The 18,881-nt window shown below is 64.3% G+C and carries 17 protein-coding genes; 6 read left to right on the top strand and 11 right to left on the bottom strand.

What is annotated here, in order from left to right:
* Positions 1 to 27: 27 nt before the first annotated feature.
* From nrdI to nrdF, 3 genes are read left to right on the top strand one after another with little or no spacing between them, the layout of a single operon-like run.
* Entirely contained in the window at positions 28 to 432 is a 405-nt protein-coding gene (gene nrdI / locus FNA67_RS12035; RefSeq protein ID WP_147656181.1) for a class Ib ribonucleoside-diphosphate reductase assembly flavoprotein NrdI, read from the top strand.
* Positions 420 to 2,567, top strand: a complete 2,148-nt coding sequence (nrdE, locus tag FNA67_RS12040) for a class 1b ribonucleoside-diphosphate reductase subunit alpha (protein ID WP_174851679.1) — start codon at positions 420 to 422, stop codon at positions 2,565 to 2,567. The genes nrdI and nrdE overlap by 13 nt, the downstream gene beginning before the upstream one ends.
* Before the next feature lie 19 nt (positions 2,568 to 2,586).
* Positions 2,587 to 3,561: a class 1b ribonucleoside-diphosphate reductase subunit beta gene (nrdF, locus tag FNA67_RS12045; RefSeq protein WP_147656183.1), complete on the top strand. Its 975-nt coding sequence runs from the start codon at positions 2,587 to 2,589 to the stop codon at positions 3,559 to 3,561.
* On the opposite strand, the gene FNA67_RS12050 is transcribed toward nrdF, so the two are convergent.
* Entirely contained in the window at positions 3,558 to 4,109 is a 552-nt protein-coding gene (locus FNA67_RS12050) for a P-loop NTPase family protein (protein WP_147656184.1), read from the bottom strand. The genes nrdF and FNA67_RS12050 overlap by 4 nt on opposite strands.
* Before the next feature lie 174 nt (positions 4,110 to 4,283).
* On the opposite strand from FNA67_RS12050, the gene FNA67_RS12055 reads away from it, so the two are divergent.
* Together FNA67_RS12055 and FNA67_RS12060 are read left to right on the top strand one after the other, a co-directional pair.
* Complete coding sequence (locus FNA67_RS12055; protein ID WP_049705406.1) at positions 4,284 to 4,649, top strand: ArsR/SmtB family transcription factor; 366 nt, start codon at positions 4,284 to 4,286, stop codon at positions 4,647 to 4,649.
* Complete coding sequence (locus FNA67_RS12060; RefSeq protein WP_147656185.1) at positions 4,627 to 5,139, top strand: SRPBCC family protein; 513 nt, start codon at positions 4,627 to 4,629, stop codon at positions 5,137 to 5,139. The genes FNA67_RS12055 and FNA67_RS12060 overlap by 23 nt, the downstream gene beginning before the upstream one ends.
* A gap of 28 nt (positions 5,140 to 5,167) precedes the next feature.
* Here FNA67_RS12060 and FNA67_RS12065 read toward each other — a convergent pair whose 3' ends face one another.
* A complete protein-coding gene (locus tag FNA67_RS12065) occupies positions 5,168 to 6,298 on the bottom strand; it encodes a TIGR03032 family protein (protein WP_147656186.1) in 1,131 nt (376 codons plus the stop codon).
* A 348-nt stretch (positions 6,299 to 6,646) separates the two neighbouring features.
* On the opposite strand from FNA67_RS12065, the gene FNA67_RS12070 reads away from it, so the two are divergent.
* The gene (locus FNA67_RS12070) at positions 6,647 to 9,544 is read left to right on the top strand and encodes an autotransporter outer membrane beta-barrel domain-containing protein (RefSeq protein ID WP_170267300.1); all 2,898 of its coding nucleotides are present in this window, start codon (positions 6,647 to 6,649) and stop codon (positions 9,542 to 9,544) included.
* A 13-nt stretch (positions 9,545 to 9,557) separates the two neighbouring features.
* On the opposite strand, the gene FNA67_RS12075 is transcribed toward FNA67_RS12070, so the two are convergent.
* From FNA67_RS12075 to FNA67_RS12115, 9 genes are all read right to left on the bottom strand, one after another.
* Positions 9,558 to 9,929: a VOC family protein gene (locus FNA67_RS12075; protein WP_147656188.1), complete on the bottom strand. Its 372-nt coding sequence runs from the start codon at positions 9,927 to 9,929 to the stop codon at positions 9,558 to 9,560.
* A 47-nt stretch (positions 9,930 to 9,976) separates the two neighbouring features.
* Entirely contained in the window at positions 9,977 to 10,864 is an 888-nt protein-coding gene (locus FNA67_RS12080) for a MurR/RpiR family transcriptional regulator (protein ID WP_147656189.1), read from the bottom strand.
* A 23-nt stretch (positions 10,865 to 10,887) separates the two neighbouring features.
* Complete coding sequence (locus tag FNA67_RS12085) at positions 10,888 to 11,925, bottom strand: ABC transporter ATP-binding protein (protein ID WP_147656190.1); 1,038 nt, start codon at positions 11,923 to 11,925, stop codon at positions 10,888 to 10,890.
* Positions 11,922 to 12,671 carry a glycerophosphodiester phosphodiesterase family protein gene (locus tag FNA67_RS12090; protein ID WP_147656191.1) on the bottom strand — a complete coding sequence of 250 codons (750 nt, stop codon included), beginning with the start codon at positions 12,669 to 12,671 and terminating at the stop codon, positions 11,922 to 11,924. The genes FNA67_RS12085 and FNA67_RS12090 overlap by 4 nt, the downstream gene beginning before the upstream one ends.
* A 14-nt stretch (positions 12,672 to 12,685) precedes the next feature.
* Positions 12,686 to 13,495 (bottom strand): carbohydrate ABC transporter permease, encoded by an 810-nt coding sequence (locus tag FNA67_RS12095; protein ID WP_147656192.1) that lies wholly within the window; start codon positions 13,493 to 13,495, stop codon positions 12,686 to 12,688.
* Positions 13,485 to 14,354, bottom strand: a complete 870-nt coding sequence (locus tag FNA67_RS12100; protein ID WP_049705413.1) for a carbohydrate ABC transporter permease — start codon at positions 14,352 to 14,354, stop codon at positions 13,485 to 13,487. Before FNA67_RS12100 ends, FNA67_RS12095 begins: the two co-directional genes overlap by 11 nt.
* A gap of 61 nt (positions 14,355 to 14,415) precedes the next feature.
* A complete protein-coding gene (locus FNA67_RS12105) occupies positions 14,416 to 15,666 on the bottom strand; it encodes an ABC transporter substrate-binding protein (RefSeq protein WP_147656193.1) in 1,251 nt (416 codons plus the stop codon).
* A 101-nt stretch (positions 15,667 to 15,767) separates the two neighbouring features.
* Positions 15,768 to 17,705, bottom strand: a complete 1,938-nt coding sequence (locus FNA67_RS12110; protein WP_147656194.1) for an acetoacetate--CoA ligase — start codon at positions 17,703 to 17,705, stop codon at positions 15,768 to 15,770.
* Positions 17,698 to 18,879, bottom strand: a complete 1,182-nt coding sequence (locus FNA67_RS12115; RefSeq protein ID WP_147656195.1) for an acetyl-CoA C-acetyltransferase — start codon at positions 18,877 to 18,879, stop codon at positions 17,698 to 17,700. The genes FNA67_RS12110 and FNA67_RS12115 overlap by 8 nt, the downstream gene beginning before the upstream one ends.
* Between the last annotated feature and the right edge of the window lie 2 nt (positions 18,880 to 18,881).

An 18,881-nucleotide genomic window follows, 5' to 3' on the forward strand; every position in this document is an offset into this window, starting at 1 on the left:
CCGGACCGACGCGGACGCCATGCGGCCATGGGCAACATCGTCTACTATTCGAGCAGCTCGGAAAACACGCACCGCTTCGTCCGGAAGCTGGGCTTTGAAAGCCTGCGCCTGCCGGTCGAGGCCGGCGGGGAGCCCCCCGTCATCGAAGCACCCTATGTGCTGGTCCTCCCCACCTATGGCGGCGGAGGGGGCAAGGGCGCGGTTCCCAAGCCGGTTATCCAGTTCCTCAACAATCCTGCCAACCGCAGCCTGATCCGCGGCGTGATCGCCGCGGGCAACACCAATTTCGGGCCGGCCTACGCGATCGCGGGCGATATCGTCTCGCGCAAATGCGCCGTGCCCCTCCTCTACCGGTTCGAACTTCTCGGGACCGCGGAGGACGTCGAAAATGTCAGACAAGGACTCGTACGGTTTTGGACATGCTCACACTAGAACGCCCCGCAAAGGCCCCGGACCAGACGCTGGATTTCCACGCGCTCAACGCGATGCTGAACCTCTACGACAGCGAGGGCCGCATCCAGTTCGACAAGGACCGCCTGGCGGCACGGCAGTATTTCCTGCAGCACGTGAACCAGAACACGGTCTTCTTCCATAACCTGCGCGAGAAGCTCGATTACCTCGTGACCGAGGGCTATTACGAGCAGGAAGTGCTCGACCAGTACGCGTTCAACTTCGTCCGCGACCTGGTCGACCACGCCTATGGCAAGAAGTTCCGCTTTCCCACGTTCCTGGGCGCGTTCAAGTACTATACGAGCTATACGCTCAAGACCTTCGACGGCAAGCGCTACCTCGAGCGCTACGAGGACCGGGTCTGCATGGTCGCCCTGACGCTGGCGCGCGGCGACGAACAGCTCGCACGCAACCTCGTGGACGAGATCATTTCCGGGCGCTTCCAGCCGGCCACCCCGACCTTCCTCAATGCCGGCAAGAAACAGCGCGGTGAACTCGTCTCGTGCTTCCTGCTGCGCGTGGAAGACAACATGGAGAGCATCGGGCGCGCCATCAACTCGGCGCTCCAGCTCTCCAAGCGCGGCGGCGGCGTGGCTCTCAGCCTCACCAACATCCGCGAGATGGGCGCACCCATCAAGCAGATCGAGAACCAGTCCTCGGGCGTGCTGCCGGTGATGAAGCTCCTGGAGGATTCGTTCTCCTATGCCAACCAGCTGGGGGCGCGGCAGGGCGCGGGAGCGGTTTACCTGCACGCCCACCACCCCGACATCATGCGCTTCCTCGACACCAAGCGCGAAAATGCCGACGAGAAGATCCGCATCAAGACGCTGTCGCTGGGCGTGGTGATCCCCGACATCACGTTCGAACTGGCCAGGAACAACGAGGACATGTACCTGTTCTCGCCCTACGACGTGGAGCGGGTCTACGGCGTGCCCTTCACCGAAATCTCGGTGAGCGAAAAGTACCGCGAGATGGTGGCCGACAGCCGCATCCGCAAGAAGAAGATCAAGGCGCGCGAATTCTTCCAGGTCATCGCCGAGATCCAGTTCGAGAGCGGCTATCCCTACATCATGTTCGAGGACACGGTGAACCGGGCCAACCCGATTGCCGGCCGCGTGACCATGAGCAATCTCTGCTCGGAAATCCTGCAGGTCAGCGAGCCCAGCGTTTTCAACGACGACCTTTCCTATAGCCACATGGGCAAGGATATCTCGTGCAACCTGGGTTCGCTCAACATCGCCGCGGCGATGGATTCGGTCGATTTCGGCAGGACCATCGAGACCTCGATCCGCGCGCTGACCGCCGTGTCGGAGATGAGCGACATCGCCTCCGTCCCCTCGGTGGCCAAGGGCAATGCCGATAGCCACGCCATCGGACTCGGGCAGATGAATCTGCACGGCTACCTGGCCCGCGAGCGCATCTTCTACGGGTCCGAGGAAGGCGTCGACTTCACTAATATCTATTTCTACACCGTGGCTTACCACGCCGTCCGCACCTCGAACCTCATCGCCGCCGAGCGCGGCCGGAGCTTCAAGGGCTTCGAGAACTCGAAATATGCGAGCGGCGCTTACTTCGACAAATATACCGAGCAGGAATGGAAGCCCGCCACCGAAAAGGTCGAGGCGCTGTTCGAGAAGGCCGGCATCCACATTCCGACCCAGGAGGACTGGCGCGAACTCAAGGCCAGGGTGATGAAGACCGGCCTCTACAACCAGAACCTCCAGGCCGTGCCGCCGACCGGCTCGATCTCCTACATCAACCACTCGACCTCCTCGATCCACCCGATCGTCTCCAAGATCGAGATCCGCAAGGAAGGTAAGATCGGCCGCGTCTACTATCCCGCGTCCTTCATGACCAACGACAACCTGGAATACTACCAGGATGCCTATGAGATCGGGCCCGAGAAGATCATCGACACCTACGCGGCGGCGACCCAGCATGTCGACCAGGGCCTGTCTCTGACGCTGTTCTTCCGCGACACCGCCACGACCCGCGATATCAACCGCGCCCAGATCTACGCGTGGAAGAAGGGCATCAAGACCATCTACTACATCCGACTGCGCCAGATGGCGCTCGAGGGCACGGAGGTGCAGGGCTGCGTTTCCTGCACGCTCTGAGATGAAGGCTGACAGCAAGATGAACGTTCAATTCCGCCCCGCCGCCCGCGTGCGCGCCATCAACTGGAACCGCGTCCAGGACGACAAGGACCTGGAGGTCTGGAACCGCCTGACCAGCAATTTCTGGCTGCCCGAGAAGGTGCCGCTTTCCAACGATATCCCATCCTGGGCAACGCTGACCGCCGCCGAGCAGCAGCTCACCATACGGGTCTTTACCGGTCTCACCCTGCTCGACACCATCCAGAACGGGGTGGGCGCGGTGCGCCTGATGGCCGACGCGGCCACCCCGCACGAGGAAGCGGTGCTCTCGAACATCTCCTTCATGGAGGCGGTGCACGCCCGCTCCTATTCCTCGATCTTCTCCACGCTCTGCCTCACCCCGGACGTGGACGACGCCTATCGCTGGAGCGAGGAAAACGCCTTCCTGCAGCAGAAGGCGGCGCTGGTCATGGAGCAATACGAGAGCGGCGATCCGCTCAAGAAGAAGATCGCCTCGGTCTTCCTTGAAAGCTTCATGTTCTATTCGGGCTTCTACCTGCCCATGTACTGGTCCTCGCGCGCCAAGCTGACCAACACTGCCGATCTCATCCGTCTCATCATCCGCGACGAGGCGGTGCACGGCTATTACATCGGCTACAAATACCAGCGCGAACTCGACCGGCTCCCTGAGGAGCGCAGGCAGGAACTGAAGGACTTCGCCTTTGACCTGCTCCTCGAGCTCTATGACGCCGAAACCCGCTATACCGAGGAACTCTACGACGCGGTCGGCCTGTCCGAGGACGTCAAGAAGTTCCAGCACTACAACGCCAACAAGGCGCTGATGAACCTGGGTTATGAGGCGCTGTTCCCGCCCGAGGCCTGCGCGGTCAATCCGGCGATCCTCTCCGCTCTTTCCCCCAATGCAGACGAGAACCACGACTTCTTCTCGGGGTCCGGATCGTCCTACGTCATCGGCAAGGCCATCGCCACCGAGGACGAAGACTGGGACTTCTAGGCTGGCTGCGTCGCGTCCACCAACAGCTGCAATCGCGCGTCGCGGGTGCCGAAAACCTCGAGCACCCGCGGCGAACCATCGAGAAGGCCAAGATCGTCCTGCCGGATGATGGCCTTGAGGCGTCTGTCCACCCTGGCGCGCAGCTTGGGCAGCTCGATGGTGACGGTGATGTCGTCCGGCTGCCTGATCGGAATGAACACGATGAGGTCAAGCGCCGCCAGGGCCTTCTCGACCTGGCGCAACTGTCGCCCCGTCGGCGACCACTCGCCGCCTTCCATCGCGCTGACGACATCGAGATAGCCGAGAAAATCGAGCGGGCAGCGCTCGAAGATGAGATTGGTGCTGGCCTCGTCCGAGAGGATCAGCGAGCAGCTGCGCTCCAGCTGCGTTTCGAGATCGGCTATCGAAATGCCATCGCCAAAGGCAAGCCCGTCGTCCTCCAGCCAATAGGGCTCCGGCACGCTTTCGTAGCCGCGACTGGCAGAGACAAAGTCATCGATCAGCGTCGACTTGCCCACCCCGTGGGTGCCGGTGACTGCAATGCGCATGCTTGTGCTCTCTGCGTTCTGGTGCGCGAGTTCTCCATATTCCCGCTTACGCTCCTTACGCCGTCGCCACCAATTCTGCCAGTTCGGCCAAGGCAATCGGGAGTGGCCTTCAAGCAGCATGGCGGGACTGCCTCCCCCCTTGCGTGGCCAGGTCCATCCTCTATACTGAACTTTATGGTTCAGTATTCTCAAACCCGCTTCGATGCCTCGTTCTCCGCGCTTTCGGATGCGACGCGGCGCGGCATTCTCGAACAGCTCGGGCGCTCGGACGCCTCGATCTCGGACCTCGCCGAACGATTCCACATGACCCTTACGGGCATGAAGAAGCATGTGAGCGTCCTCGAGCAGGCGGGGCTCGTCACGACCGAGAAAATCGGGCGCGTGCGCACCTGCCGGCTCGGCCTGAGCCGGCTGGAGGAAGAGGCCGCCTGGATAGAAGGGTACCGCCAGCTATGGGCGGAGCGCTTTGACGAGTTGGACAAAGTCGTCGAACAATTGCAACAGAAGGAGAGAGACGATGGACGAGCAGAGCGTGAGTGAGCCCGCCCCCTTGACGAACAACACGAGCGTGGACCGTCAGTCCGAGCGCGAACTCGTCGTTACGAGGACCTTTAACGGCCCGGTGCGCTTCGTGTTCGAAGCCTGGACCACGCCCGAACTCCTCATGCGCTGGTGGGCGCCGAAATCGTTCGGAATTACCTTGCTCTCGTGCGAGGCCGACGTCCGCACGGGCGGCACCTATCGCTTCGTCTTCGGTGTCCCCGGCTCCGACCAGCCCGTGGCGTTCTTCGGCAGGTATATCGAGGTCATTCCCAATCAGCGCCTCGTGTGGACGAACGAGGAAGGCGATGATGGAGCTGTGACCACGGTCAGCTTCGAGGAAAAGGACGGTAAAACGCAGCTGGTCCTGCGAGACCTCTATCCCTCCAAGGAAGCGCTCGACGAGGCAATCGCTTCGGGAAGCACCGGCGGATGGCCCGAGCAGTTCGAGAACCTCGACACGCTGCTCCTCACCGAGGGCGCGCGCTAAGCGCTCCCTTCGGACACGGGACGAAAGGTCACTCCGCCGCGAGGCGCGGCCTTTCGCCCGACCTGTCCGGGCCCACGGCGATGAACCGGCTGATCTCTTCGCCTTCGAGGCCGACGAGCAGCGGTTGCCTGGTACCCGCGAGCACGGCGGTGTCGTAGATTTCTTCGACGCCCCCGGTGATCGTGAGCGTATGGCAGATCTCGCCATCGCTCAGGCGCATGACATAGACCGCGCATTCCGGCTCGCGCCCGCGCCGCGCCAGTTCGCCGTCGAGCGGCAGCCCTGAGAATATGTGGTTTCGCGGCTTGGAAAGACCGATCACGGCATAGTCGCCGTGAAAGCACAGGCCCCGCAGGAAGCCGGGCAGCCACTTGAGACGCTCGAAGCGCCGCGCCTGGCGATCGATGCGCCCGAACCAGCCGGACCCCGCTTCGAGCACATAGAGCTCGCCCTGGTGCATGCGCGGCGTATGGGGCATGGAGAGGCCGGAGGCCACCACGCTGTCATCGCGCATGTCGATCACCATGCCTCCGTCGGCGCGCCGGGTCCGCCAGCCATCGGCCACGTTGCTGGCCGCCACGACGCTGGCGTAGGCAGGCTCCCCGTTCTCGAGGCAGAAGCCATTGAAATGGCAGCGGTCCTCATTGGTGATTTCGCTGATGAACGCTGGCCGCCAGAGCGGCGAGAAGCTGCCCCTGCCGTCGAGTTCGGCCAGGCAGTTGTAAAGCGTGACGGCGACCAGGAGCCGCCCGTCCCTATCGACCTGGACATCGTGGATATCCACGCCCCCCGTCACATCCGACCGCCGGGGCATGTAGATGCTGTCCCAGTTGCCGAGCCGGCATCCGGGCTCGAGCCCGTTCTCGAAACGCCACACCTGATGTTCGGTGGAGAGATAGAGCCCGGAGCCGGTGGCACGCAGCGCCATGGCACGCCCGAAATTGCGTTCGCTCACAGCGATGTTGCCATCAAGGCCCGGACCGATGAGCACGGTCTTGCCGGCCGTGTAGGTGGTGAAGGCCAGCGAGATGCCGTTGTGGGCCATCCAGGGCGCGAACTGGCCCGAATAGGTGATGTGGAACGGATTGTCGTCCTTCACGCCTACGCCGTCACCGGCAACAATCGGCCCCCTCCCACCGGTCAGATCGGATTCGCCCATGCCACGCCTCACTCAGTCACTTTGACGCTGGTTTATCAGGTCTTGGGCTGCGTTACGCGCATCCACTTGTCAGTCCGTGCAATTGGATTGTCATGGGGTGCAATTCTGGCCCCTCCCTGTCGAACTGCCGCGCAACTCCGGCTAGAGCCAAGTGATTGTCGTGCAAGCCAAGCTGCCCGGATCGCGCCCTTCGAGCGCGCGCAGTTTCAAGCCCGACGCCAGTGATTCATTTGGGCCATCCGCACGATTATGCAGAAAACTCCTTCCTCTCGATCGCTTTCAAACGGACAAGCCGCCCCTCGCCATGGCGGCGCCTCCGTCAGCGGCCAGCGGCCGCCGATGCGGATCATGCTCGCGGCGTTGATGACCTCCACCGCGCTGGTCGGTTTCGCATCGGCGGCCCTGGCCGCCGACAAGCTCATCGATGGCAGTGACGAGCAGTTCACCACACTAGAGAGTTTCGAGAAAATCACGGTCGGCGATGTCGCCACCGGCTCACTGACCATCAGCAACGGTGGCCAGGTGGCCGCGAGCGACCTGGTGGCGGTCGGCTGGCAGGCCGGCTCGAAGGGCACCATCACCGTGTCGGGCGCCGGCTCCAGCCTGACACAGACTACCGTCGATTTCACCGATCTGGTTATCGGCGCCGCCGGCACCGGTGCCCTCTATGTTCTCGACGGCGCCCAGGTCGTGACCAACCAGAGGCTCATCGTCTCGCGCTACGCCGGCTCGGGTGGCAGCGTTACGATCTCGGGTGGGGGCTCCAAGTTCACCTCGGCCAAGAATGTCTATATCGCCAACGGCGAGGCCAGCGCCACGCTGTCGGTACTGGCAGGTGGCGAGTTCCACACCGACGGCAGGCTCCAGGTCGCCGAATCCACCGATTCACGCGGAACCATCACCGTTTCCGGCGCCGGATCGAAACTGACGGCGGTCGCGGGCATCAACCTTGGCGATGGCGGCACCGGCATTATGGAGGTCTCGGACGGCGGTCTCGTCCAGTCCAGCGGCAGAATCTCCATCGGTCGTTTCAGGACCGGCATCGCGACGGTAACGGGCACCGGTTCCAGGCTCACGGGCAAAAGCCTCGTCGTCGGCGACACCAGTTCGTCCACCGTCAAAGGCACCGTCAACGTCGTTGCCGGCGGCCAGGTGGACATCGCCACCACGATTGCACTCGGTCAGGACAGCACCGCCAATGGGACGCTGACCATTTCGGGCGCCGGCTCCAAGGTCAGCGCGGGGTCTGGCACATCTGTCGGCGTAGCCGGCAAGGGCACCCTGACCATTTCGGACGCCGGTGAACTCAGCAGCGGCGGAACAGTCGCCTTCGGCGCCGATGCCTCCTCAGAGGGCATCGGGACCATTACCGGAGCCGGCTCCACGCTTTCAGCCCAGAACGTGGTGGTGGCCAAGAGCGGCGACGGCTCGCTGACCGTCAGCAAGGGTGGCACGCTCAAGGCGGACACCCTCGATATCGCCCAGACCTTCGCCACCCACGGCGCACTCAACATCGGCGCCGCCTCCGGCGAGTCCGCCGCCGAGGCAGGCACGATCGCAACTCGCAACGGTACGCCCACCGAGATCACCTTCGGGATCGGGAATGGCAAGATCGTCTTCAACCACACCGAAACCGCCTACGATTTCGATGCCGATGTCTCCGGCGACGGCACGATTTCCCAGGAGGCCGGCTACACGACCCTGACGGGCGACTATTCGGGTTTCACCGGCTTCGGCTCGGTCAGCGGCGGCACGCTCGATGTCGCCACCGCCTTCGTGGGCGCAATGAACGTCCTCAGCGGCGGCACGCTCACCGGCTCGGACTCGGTGGGAGCGCTGAATTTCGCGTCCGGCTCGACCTATCGCGTCGATGCGGGCAGCGGCCAGACGCTGACCAGCACCGGCACCATCACGCTCGATGCCGGCTCCGCGCTCGCCGTGGAGTTCAGCAAGGCGTCGGGTGTCTGGCAGCCGATCACGCTGCTGTCGGGCGCTTCGCTCGCCGGCACGTTCGATACGACGAACCAGGACGATTTCACGTTCCTCAATTTCAGCCTCGACTATAGCGCCACCAGCGTTCTCCTCAACGTGGCGCGCAACGGCGTGGCATTCTCGAGCGTGGCGATAACGCCGAACCAGAAATCGGTGGCCGGCGCCGTGGACGCCCTGGGCACCGACAACGCCATTTACGACGCCTTTGCGCTGCTCCAATCCGAGGATGACGCGCGCGACGCGCTCGATCAATTGTCCGGCGACGCCCACGCCTCACTGCAGGGCACCACGATCCTCAACGCGGGCTTTGCCCGCGACATCGTCGGCAGCCGGCTCGATGCGGGCGACACCAGCAATACCGGCGTGCTTTCCGAGGTCGATATCGGCGACGGCAGCCCTCCGATCGTGTTGCCGACCGCGACGGGCACGGGCATGTGGGCCCAGACCTATGGCGCCTTCGGCAAGGTCCAGGGGGACGCGACCTCCGCCGGGCAGGAGACGCTTTCGGGTGGTCTCTTCCTCGGAGCTGAAACCGACGATTTCCATGGCTTCAAGGCCGGTGTTCTGGCCGGCTATGGCCGGACGCACACCACGGCCGATGCCCGCAATGCTTCGGCCGACGTCGACAGCTACACGCTGGGCGCCTACGCGGGCCGGTATTTCGGACCGGTGCACACCAAGTTCGCCGCCACCTATGCCGTCAATGCCGTCGGCAGCCAACGCGACATCGCCTTTGGTGTTTTCTCGGACACGGTGAAGGCCAACTACCTCTCCAGGACTTTCCAGGTGCTGGGCGAAGTCGGCTACCGCTTCGGCGATGACAAGGCCTGGCAGGAGCCGTTCATCGGCGCCGAAATCCTCAACCTGCAGACCGATGGCTTTACCGAATCCGGCGGAGCCGCCGCGCTCAGCGTGGGCAGCGCCTCCCAGACGCTCGGCGTCACCACGGTGGGCGTGCGCGCCGGCGGCGAGATCGGCACCACGGAAGACGGCACAACGATTTCCTATAACGCCGCGCTCGGCTGGCGCCATGCGTTCGGCGAACTGGCCTCCCAGACCACGTCGGCGTTTGCCTCGGGCGGCCCCTCGTTCTCAGTGGCCGGAACACCCATCGCCCAGGACACGGCGTTGATCGAGGCCGGCCTCGACTTCGACCTCTCGGGCCCAGCCGACCTCAGCCTCACCTATCGCGGCGAGTTCAGCCAGCGGGCGCTGAGCAACGGGTTGAGCGCGCGCCTTTCAGGCAAGTTCTAAGGGAGAAGCCGCTTCAGGAAGGAATGCGGCCGAGACCGATCTCGTTGCCGTCCGGGTCGTAATACATGACCTTGCGCACGTTTTCGGCCGGCCGCTCCTCCTTCGAGAAGGTAATACCCCGATCGGCTGCCGCCTCGATCGCGGCCTCGAGATCCTTGCACATTATGGTCTGGATCGAGCCGCCCGCCCGCTGTGGCTCGACAATGATGTAGAGCCAGCGCTGCTCGCCCAGCGCCCAGACCGCCTCCCTGTCGTTGGGAAAGAACGCCGGCGCGCAACCGAAGAGTCGCTGGTACCAATCCATCGCGATCCTGAAGTCGCTGACCGGCACGCCCGCGAAGACGTCGTTCGCCCCTGCCCCGAACACCAGGCCATAGTCTGCCATCGTACCTCCTTGCGCTGCGCCTGCTTCGCGAAAAGGTCGCGAGCCGACTAGAGCAGCGACTTCGAAAGGCCCGATGTTGCGCGAAACGTCTTGAAGCTTTCAAGGGCCTGGATCGAACGGCCATTGTCGATGGCGGCGAGATCCAGGATCACGGCATTGGCGATGGTCATTGGCACCACCAGCGACTGAGACTCGCCGGCCGCCCCGCGCGACACCGAAATCTGGTGTTCGGGCGCCGGATCCAGGCCGGCGGCATGCAGGTCCGTCAGTGCCAAAGTCTTGGCGCCCCTGGCGGCGGCGATGCCGCGCACTTCGTGCACCAGTTGGGAAATCCTGCGAAATGCCAGAAGCCAGACGACGTCGCGGTCGCAAAGGGTCGCGAAGGCCTCGGGCAACTGATGCATCTGCTGGCCAAGATCGACCGCATCATATCCGGATCGGTTGAGCCGGAGCGCAATCAATGAGGAGAGAGAGGCCGAATGGCCGCGCCCGAACACGAAGATGCGCCGGCAATCGCGCAGGCTCTGCGAGAAGGCGCGGATGTCGCCATCGGAGGTGCAGTTGCGGACCTGCTGGAGCGCGGCGATCTCGCTATCGAGCACCGAAGCGAGCAGTCCGCCATCCTCGGCACGGACCAGGCGCGCGGCCATGCGGGCGGCGGGGCTTTCGAAGTCGCCCTCCCCCTCGATGAGGCTGGCCTGGATGAAACCGCGGAATTCGGGGTAGCCGGCAAACCCAAGCCGGCGCGCCAGCCGCACCGCCGAGGCCGGATGCACCCCGGCGCGGCTCGAAACGGCGGTGCCGTTTTCCATGGCGGCGCGCACCGGGTCCTGCAGAACCACGTCGAGGAGCCGCGTATCCGCCGGCGTCAGCCGGTTGGAATTGGCGGAAATGAGGTCGCCGAGGACCTGCGGAACCGGATTACGCGCTGCCATCACTTTGCCCTCGATGCGCCCGATCAACCGACCTGGGCGAGTTCGACCCTACGCCCGCTGCCATTGTCAAAGAATAGGGCCTGGTCGAGCTCGTAGGAAACCCAGAGGCTCCCGGTGTCGGACGGCATGTCCTTGCGAGCGCAGTTGAGGCTGAGCTTTCCGGCCGGGCTGTCGCAGTGCAGCACGAGCGAAGACCCGGTCATCTCCGAGAGCGTCACCCGGATGGGAAGGCCGTGCCCATCGGGTTCGGTTGCCTCCACGCGCATGCTTTCGGGACGCAGCCCCACCGTCAGCCCCACCGGGCCATCCCAGCCGGGAAGCCGCTCGGCCGGCAGGAAGTTGATCTGCGGCACGCCCAGGAACCCGGCGACGAACCGGTGCGCCGGGCGGTCATAGATCGCCTCGGGCGTATCGAATTGCAGCAGGTCGCCATCCTTCATCACCGCAATGCGGTCAGCCAGCGACAGCGCCTCGGTCTGGTCGTGGGTGACGTAGACGATGGTGGCGCCCAGGTCGCGATGCAATTGCTTGATCTCGGTCCGCATCGCGATGCGCAGGGCGTTGTCGAGATTGGAGAGCGGCTCGTCCATGAGGAAGGTCGAGGTGTTGCGCGCCATGGCCCGCCCCATGGCGACGCGCTGCCGCTGACCGCCCGAAAGCGCCCCCGGCTTGCGGTCGAGATAGGGATCGAGCTGGAGGGTTCGCGCCACCTGCTCGGCCCGCGCATTTCGCTCGGCCTTGGGCATGCCCCGCAGTTCGAGACCGAACGCGATGTTCTCGCGCACGCTCATATGCGGGTAGAGCGCGTAGTTCTGGAAGATCATGGCGATGTCGCGATCCTGCGGCGGCAGGTCGTTGGCCCGCCGCCCACCGATCTCGATCTCACCCTGATCGCAGGTTTCGAGCCCGGCGATCAGCCGCAAAAGCGTGGACTTGCCGCAGCCGGACGGGCCGACGATGACGATGAACTCGCCCGAGGTGATATCGAGCGACACCCCATGCAGGATCTCGGGGCCGCTAGCGTAGGACTTGCGGATATCGCGCAGACTGATCGCACTCATGCCGTCTGCTCCCCGCTCCGGGCCTTGCGGATCGCGATGGCGAGGCTGGGCCTGTCGGTTGTGAAGACCTTTACGCCAAGGTCGAGGGCCTTGCCGATCTGGTCGGCCGTATGCGCCGCCCAGCAGCCGAAATCGAGCCCGGCCGCCTCGAATGCCGCCTTGAGCGCGCCATCGGCACAATCGATATGGACGCCGATCTCGGGCACCGCATGGAGCCGGGCGAGTTCGATGACACCGTCCCTCCCCACTTCCCGCAGGACGGCTGGGCTCACCAGCCAGAGCCGGGGGCGATCGGTGACGCCTGCCAGTTCATCGAGGTTTTCGAGGAGGAACGAGGAGAAGGTTGTCCGCCCGATCATGCCGTTGCCAGTCAGTTCCCGGACGACACGCGGCACGAAATCCGCATAGGCGCGCCCGTCGGCGCCCGGCTTGATCTCGCAACGGAAATCCACCGTGCTGCCGCGATAGATGGCGCAGAGTTCGCCAAGCGAGATCGGATGCCCGCCAGCGCCGTAGTTGATCGTCGCGGCCCGCACCTCCGCTTCGCTCAGCAAAGCGATGGCGCCGGAGCGGTCCGTCGTACGGTCGAGCGTCGCGTCGTGATGCACCATGATGGCGCCGTCGGCAGTGGGGTGCACGTCGAACTCGACTTCCTCGAGCGGCAGCGCTGCGCTGGCCCTGAACCCCGCGGGCGTGCTGTCGCCGAACTCCAGGGTGCCGCCGCGGTGCGAGGCAATGCGTGTCATCTTGATATCCTTTGTCATTTGACGGCGCCCATCGTTATGCCGCGCACAAGGTGCCGCTCGACGAACATGAAGCCCAGGAGCACCGGCAGGATGGTGATCGTGGAGGCAGCCATCACGAGCGGCCAGTCGATAAGCCCCTCGCCCGGATTGATGCTGTAGAGCCGGGCCAGTCCGAGCTGGAGAGTGTAGAGATCCTCGTTGCCGACAGCGACCAGCGGCCAGATGTAGTTGTTCCATTCCGTGAGGAAGATGAACAATCCCATCGAGAAGATGGCTGGCCGCGAGATCGGCACGATGACCCGCCAGAGAACCTGGAGCGGGTTGGCGCCATCCATATAGGCGGCCTCGTCCAGCGCCCGCGGAATGCCGCGGATGTACTGACGCAGGAAGAACGCGGCGAAGCCGTTCGAAATGGCCGGCAGGATCAACCCCGCGTAACTATCGAGCAGGCCGGCATTGGCGAGCGTCAGGTAGTTGGGAATGAGCGTGATGTGGCTCGGGATCATCAGCGTCGCCACCGTGACGCCGAACAACAGGTCCCTGCCCCGGAAATCGAACCGCGCGAAGGCGAAAGCCGCCATGGTGGAGACCGTCAGGCCGATGATCGTCACCATTCCCGACACGAGCACGCTGTTGAACATGTAGCGGGCGAAATTGTACTGCCCGATCGCATGGCCGTAGTTGTCGAGCGTGAACTCGATGCGCCCGGTGTAATAGGCCTGGGCCGTCTGGAATGACATCCAGATCGAATAGAGCACCGGCGAGAGGAAGATGAGGCCGCCCACCAGCGCCAGGCCGGCAAGCAGCTTGTTCTCACGATTCATAATGGACCCTCCTTCCGATGACGCGCGACTTGATGAGGGCGAGCGCGATGAGGAGAACGAAGAGCAGCACCGCCAGGGCCGAACCCGTACCGATGTCGAACAGCACGAAGCCGGTGCGGTAGAGCAGATGCACCAGCATGTCGGTGGCGCCTGCCGGCCCGCCATGGGTCATGACGTTGATGATGGTGAAGACCTGAAACGCCTCGATGACCGAGATCACCAGCAGGAAATAAGTGGTGGGCATGATGAGGGGCACGGTGACGCGCCGGAAGACCTGGAAGCGCTTGCCGCCATCCATGGCCGCCGCGTCATAGAGCTCCTGGGGCACTGCCTGCAGGCCCGCGATATAGATGACCACGTCATAGCCGAGCTGCTTCCAGGTGTTGATGAAGATCAGCACGAAGAGAGCCAGCTGCGGATCCTGCATCCAGTGGACCTTGCCCAGGCCGAACCAGCCCAAGACGGCATTGGCCATGCCGTAGTCGGTCGAAAACACCCAGGAGAAGACAACCGCGATCGAGACCGTGGACGTGACCGAAGGCAGGAACAGCGCGCCGCGCAGCGTGCGCGAACTGAGCGCCTCACGCTTGAGATAGCTGGCAATCAGCAACGCCAGGACGAGCCGGATCGGCACGGACACCACCGCGAAGATCGTGGTGACGCGTAGCGAATTCCAGAAATCGGATGATCCGAGCAGGCGCGTGTAGTTCTCAAGGCCCACGAACGGCATGTCGGGGGACATGAAGTTCCACGACCGGAAACTGAGATTGATGCTGGAAACGATCGGCACATAGGTGAAGACCGCGATGAACGCGATCAGCGGCGCGACCAGCAGATAGGGCGTAAACTTGCGAAACATGAAACCAGCCGGGTTGTGACGATGGGCGCCTGGCGGGCCCATCGTCCGGTCGCGATCGCGCTCAGTTCGAGCGGGCTTCTTCCTGGCGGGTCTTGTCGGCGAAGTCCTTCATGGTCTCCTCGACACCGCGCTGGCCGAGGGCCATCGCCTGCCACATCTGGTACTCAGTGGTACGCATCCAGGTGACGACCGGCGTGCGCGCCCGGCCATGGGCGTAGGGCAGCGAGTTGATCGCCACGTCGATCCCCGGCTGGCTCGCCAGCGCATCCTTGGCGACCTGCTGGTCGGCGGCATGCTTGTTGATCGGCAGGTAGCCGGTTGCAGCGAACCAGATGGCGTTGGATTCGGCCGAGGCGGCATAGGAGATGAACTTGTAGGCCGCGTCCTGCACTTCCTTGGGAGAGGAAGCCAGGATGCCGATGCCGGCGCCGCCGATCGGCACCGAGCACGTCTCGTTGCACGGCATGGGCAGCACGCCCAGATTGTCGCCGAGGGCTTTCTTTGAGCCGACATAGTTGCCGGTCGAATTCATCATGATGCCGACCTTGCCGGCGAGGAAGGCGTCGCGACCGTTGTCCTCTTCGGTCACGCCATCGACCGAGGCAACCTTCTGGTCCAGGAGCGAAGCCATCCACTGGTAGGCAGCCACGGTCTTGGGCGCATCGAGCAGAATCTCGCCCGACATCGAGTCGATGAGGTCGCTGCCATTGGCCATGACCAGGCCCCAGCGGGCGAACTGGCCCGGCGCCGCGATGCCTGTGATGCCTTCCGAACCGAGCTTGTCGGTGATCGTCTTGGAAGCTTCAAGAATTTCGTCGAAAGTCTTGAGCGAGGGATCGGTGAGCCCCGCGCGCGCGAAAATATCCTTGTTGTAGTAGAGCACCGGCGTCGAGGAGTTGAACGGGACGATGTAATTCTTGTCCCCGATCACGCCCACTTCGCGGGCAAAATCGTAAAGCTCGTCCTTGAGCGGGTCGGCGTTGAAGTAGGGTGTGAGATCGGTGAGCACGCCGCCATCGGCGAACAGGCCATAACGCGTCACCTCGAGGATAACCGCATCGGGGGCGCGACGGGCCGGAATCGCCGCCTGAAGTTTGGCGACGATGTCGTTGTAATTGCCGATGTATTCGCCCTCGATCTTGATATCGGGGTTGGCGGCTTCGAAGTTGGCGATGATCTTGTTGAGGGCTTCGCCGTTGTCCTTGTTGAAGCTGTGCCAGAACTTGACCGTCGTCTCAGCCTGAGCGCCGGCAGTGGAAGCGACCAGAGCGAGGGCACTGGCAGTGATGAATTTCTGCAATTTCCATGACATGATCTGTCTCCCTGCAATTTTGATTGCAATGCAGGGTGTCGTTTAGCCGCCCGGTCGAACGGTTTGTTGAAGGTTCCAAGAAGGTTCGATGACAGCAGGCGCTATTGCGCGAGCGCCGGCAGGTTCCGATAGGCAGCCAAGCATTCGGGATTGGCCAGCGCCGCGTCGTTATCGATCGGCCGGCCGTTGATGGTGTCGCGCACCGCGATCTCGGAAATCTTGCCCGATCGCGTCCGCGGTATCTCGGCGACCGCCACGATGCGCGCCGGCACATGGCGCGGCGTCGTCCCTGCCCGGATACGCGCGCGGATCTCTGCCTGGAGACTGTCGCTCAGCTCCGTGCCCGGGCGCAGCCGCACGAAGAGCACGATGCGCTGGTCCCCCTGCCAGTCCTGGCCCACGCAGACGGCTTCAAGAACCTGGGGTATCTCCTCGACCTGCCGATAGATCTCGGCGGTTCCGATGCGCACCCCGCCCGGATTGAGCGTGGTGTCGGACCGGCCATGGATGACGAAACCGCCAGAGGGACGCTTCTCGACGAAATCGCCGTGCGCCCAGACGCCGGGAAAGCGGCTGAAATAGGCAGCCTCGTAGCGGCTGCCGTCGCTGTCACCCCAGAAGCCGACTGGCATGGAAAGGTGGGCGTTGCGGCACACGAGCTCGCCTGGCCGGCCGAAAACTTCATGTCCTTCGCTATCGAAAGCGGCGACATCCATGGCGAGCATGGCGCCCTGCAACTCGCCGCGCCGCACGGCGAGCGTCGGCACGCCGCCGAGAAAGCAGGCGCAGATATCGGTGCCCCCGGAAATGGAAGCGAGATGCAGGTCCCGCTTCCAGTCGCGATAGATGTAGTCGAAGTTCTGCGACAGCAGCGGAGAACCGGTCGAAAGCACCGCCTTGAGGCTCGCGAGCGAATGCGTACCCACCGGCGCCACGCCGGCCTTGGCGGTCGCATCGATGTATTTGGCAGAGGTCCCGAAGATGGTGATCGCTTCGCTGTCGATGAGATCGGGCAGCCGGTTCGCGGAAGGATACGCGGGATTGCCGTCATAGGTGACGAGCGTCGCCCCGGCAGCCAATCCCGTGACCAGCCAGTTCCACATCATCCAGCCGCAGGTCGTATAGTAGAAGAGCCGCTCACCGGGCTTGAGGTCGCAATGGAGGACCTGCTCTTTCAGGTGCTGCAGCAACAGCCCGCCGGCACTGTGGACGATGCACTTGGGCTTGCCGGTCGTGCCGGATGAAAACAGGATCGCCAGCGGCGCGTTGAAAGCCTGCCGGTGATAAGCGATGGGTCCCGGAGAAAAGGGTTCGAGCCAGTCGTCGAGCGTCGCGTGGGGCTTGGCATAGGCCGTCGGCACGTTCGGCTCGCCCAGCAGGATGACGCTGCGCACCGAAGGCGCGGCGGCAACCGCGTCGATGCTGGGACGGGTGTCGATCCACTTGCCGGCATAGCTGTACCCCGGCACCGCGAAGAGGATCTTGGGCATGACCTGGTTGAGCCGGTCGGCGGCACCGGCGGGCCCGAAATCGGGCGAGCACGATGCCCATATCGCCCCGATCGCGGCCGAAGCCAGATAGAGCGCGATGGACTCGACGTCGTTGGTGACGATGCCCGCAATGCGGTCCCCCGGGCCGATGTCGTTGGCGCGCAGGGCCTGGACCATGCACGAGACCAGGTCGTGCAGCCGCTTGCGCGTGAGCGCGCGGCGCGTTCCGTCGTCGCGATGGGCGATGAGGGCCAGCCGCTCGTCCGGGTCGACCAGCAGGTTTTCGGCATAGTTGACCCGCGCCTCCGGGAAGAACCGGGTCTTGCGCATGTCGCGATCCAGGGCGACGGCCCGCCCGCCCTTTTCTCCGATGATGGCGAGAAAATCCCAGAGCAGCCCGTGAAAGGCCTCGGGCTCGGCGACCGACCAGGCGTGGAGGCCCGCATAGTCCTCTGGTTCGAACCCCGCCAGCCGTGCGAAGCGCGCCAGGTTGGTCTGTTCGATGCGCCCTGCGTCGGGTGTCCAGAGGATCTCGCCGGTCTCAGACATGCTCGACCGCCATGGCGATGCCCATGCCGCCTCCGATGCACAGGGTCGCAACGCCGCGCTTCGACTGGCGCCGGCGCATTTCGTGAACGAGCGTAGTGAGGATGCGGGCGCCCGACGCCCCGATGGGGTGACCCAGAGCGATGGCCCCGCCGTTGACGTTCACCCGCTCCGGATCGATCTCGAGGTCGGCGAGCACCGCAAGGCTTTGCGCCGCGAACGCCTCGTTCACCTCCCAGAGGTCCACGTCGGTGATGTCCCAGCCGGCACGCTCGAGCGCGCGGCGGCTGGCGGGGACTGGCCCTATGCCCATGACCTGGGGATCGACACCGGCGTGTGCCCACGAGGCTATGCGCGCCAGCGACTCCAGCCCCCGCCTCCGCGCCTCATCCTCGCTCATGAGGACCAGCGCCGCCGCGCCGTCGTTGATACCCGAGGCATTGCCGGCGGTGACCGTTCCGTCCTCGCGGAAGGCCGGCCGCAGCTTTTCCATGATCTCGATACTGGCGTCGTGCCGGATGTGCTCGTCGGCCCGCACCTCGACCGCGCCCTTGCGGGCGGGCACTTCGACCGGGACGATCTCCTCATCGAAACGGCCGGACGTCGAAGCCGCGGAGGCCTTGTGCTGGGACGCGAGGGCAAAGGCGTCCTGCCGGTCGCGGCTGATCTGGTAGCGCATGGCGACGTTCTCGGCAGTCGAGCCCATAGGATAGCCGTAGAAGGCGTCGGAGAGCCCATCGCTCATCACGGTGTCGCGCAGAGTCATGTCGCCGAGCTTGGTCCCCTTGCGCAGCGACACCACGTGCGGCGCGCAACTCATGCTCTCCTGCCCGCCGGTGACGACGATCCGCGCGGCGCCGGTTGCTATCTGCTGGCTGGCCATTGCCACCGCCCGCAGCCCCGACCCGCAGACCTGGTTGACGAGCGCGGCGGGCGCCGCATCGGGCAGGCCCGCCTTGCGGGCAGCCTGCCGGGCCGGGTTCATACCGGCGCCGGCCGTCAGCACCTGGCCAAGGATGGTCTCGTCGATCGCGTCCGCCTCCACGCGCGCATCGGCAAGTGCGGCTCGAATGGCGACCGCGCCCAACTCATGCGCGGGTAGCGGCGAAAGCACGCCTCCCAGCGACCCGATGGGTGTGCGGCGAGCGGAGACGATTACGACGGAGGGCAGCGACATGA

It is taken from the genome of Youhaiella tibetensis, from assembly GCF_008000755.1.
GTDB lineage: Bacteria > Pseudomonadota > Alphaproteobacteria > Rhizobiales > Devosiaceae > Paradevosia > Paradevosia tibetensis.

Excerpts from the sequence above, each read along its gene's own strand:
- nrdI (WP_147656181.1), top strand. The coding sequence starts at position 28 with ATGGGCAACATCGTCTACTATTCGAGCAGCTCGGAAAACACGCACCGC.
- nrdE (WP_174851679.1), top strand. The coding sequence starts at position 420 with ATGCTCACACTAGAACGCCCCGCAAAGGCCCCGGACCAGACGCTGGAT.
- nrdF (WP_147656183.1), top strand. The coding sequence starts at position 2,587 with ATGAACGTTCAATTCCGCCCCGCCGCCCGCGTGCGCGCCATCAACTGG.
- FNA67_RS12050 (WP_147656184.1), bottom strand. The coding sequence starts at position 4,109 with ATGCGCATTGCAGTCACCGGCACCCACGGGGTGGGCAAGTCGACGCTG.
- FNA67_RS12055 (WP_049705406.1), top strand. The coding sequence starts at position 4,284 with ATGGTTCAGTATTCTCAAACCCGCTTCGATGCCTCGTTCTCCGCGCTT.
- FNA67_RS12060 (WP_147656185.1), top strand. The coding sequence starts at position 4,627 with ATGGACGAGCAGAGCGTGAGTGAGCCCGCCCCCTTGACGAACAACACG.
- FNA67_RS12065 (WP_147656186.1), bottom strand. The coding sequence starts at position 6,298 with ATGGGCGAATCCGATCTGACCGGTGGGAGGGGGCCGATTGTTGCCGGT.
- FNA67_RS12070 (WP_170267300.1), top strand. The coding sequence starts at position 6,647 with ATGCTCGCGGCGTTGATGACCTCCACCGCGCTGGTCGGTTTCGCATCG.
- FNA67_RS12075 (WP_147656188.1), bottom strand. The coding sequence starts at position 9,929 with ATGGCAGACTATGGCCTGGTGTTCGGGGCAGGGGCGAACGACGTCTTC.
- FNA67_RS12080 (WP_147656189.1), bottom strand. The coding sequence starts at position 10,864 with ATGGCAGCGCGTAATCCGGTTCCGCAGGTCCTCGGCGACCTCATTTCC.
- FNA67_RS12085 (WP_147656190.1), bottom strand. The coding sequence starts at position 11,925 with ATGAGTGCGATCAGTCTGCGCGATATCCGCAAGTCCTACGCTAGCGGC.
- FNA67_RS12090 (WP_147656191.1), bottom strand. The coding sequence starts at position 12,671 with ATGACACGCATTGCCTCGCACCGCGGCGGCACCCTGGAGTTCGGCGAC.
- FNA67_RS12095 (WP_147656192.1), bottom strand. The coding sequence starts at position 13,495 with ATGAATCGTGAGAACAAGCTGCTTGCCGGCCTGGCGCTGGTGGGCGGC.
- FNA67_RS12100 (WP_049705413.1), bottom strand. The coding sequence starts at position 14,354 with ATGTTTCGCAAGTTTACGCCCTATCTGCTGGTCGCGCCGCTGATCGCG.
- FNA67_RS12105 (WP_147656193.1), bottom strand. The coding sequence starts at position 15,666 with ATGTCATGGAAATTGCAGAAATTCATCACTGCCAGTGCCCTCGCTCTG.
- FNA67_RS12110 (WP_147656194.1), bottom strand. The coding sequence starts at position 17,705 with ATGTCTGAGACCGGCGAGATCCTCTGGACACCCGACGCAGGGCGCATC.
- FNA67_RS12115 (WP_147656195.1), bottom strand. The coding sequence starts at position 18,879 with ATGTCGCTGCCCTCCGTCGTAATCGTCTCCGCTCGCCGCACACCCATC.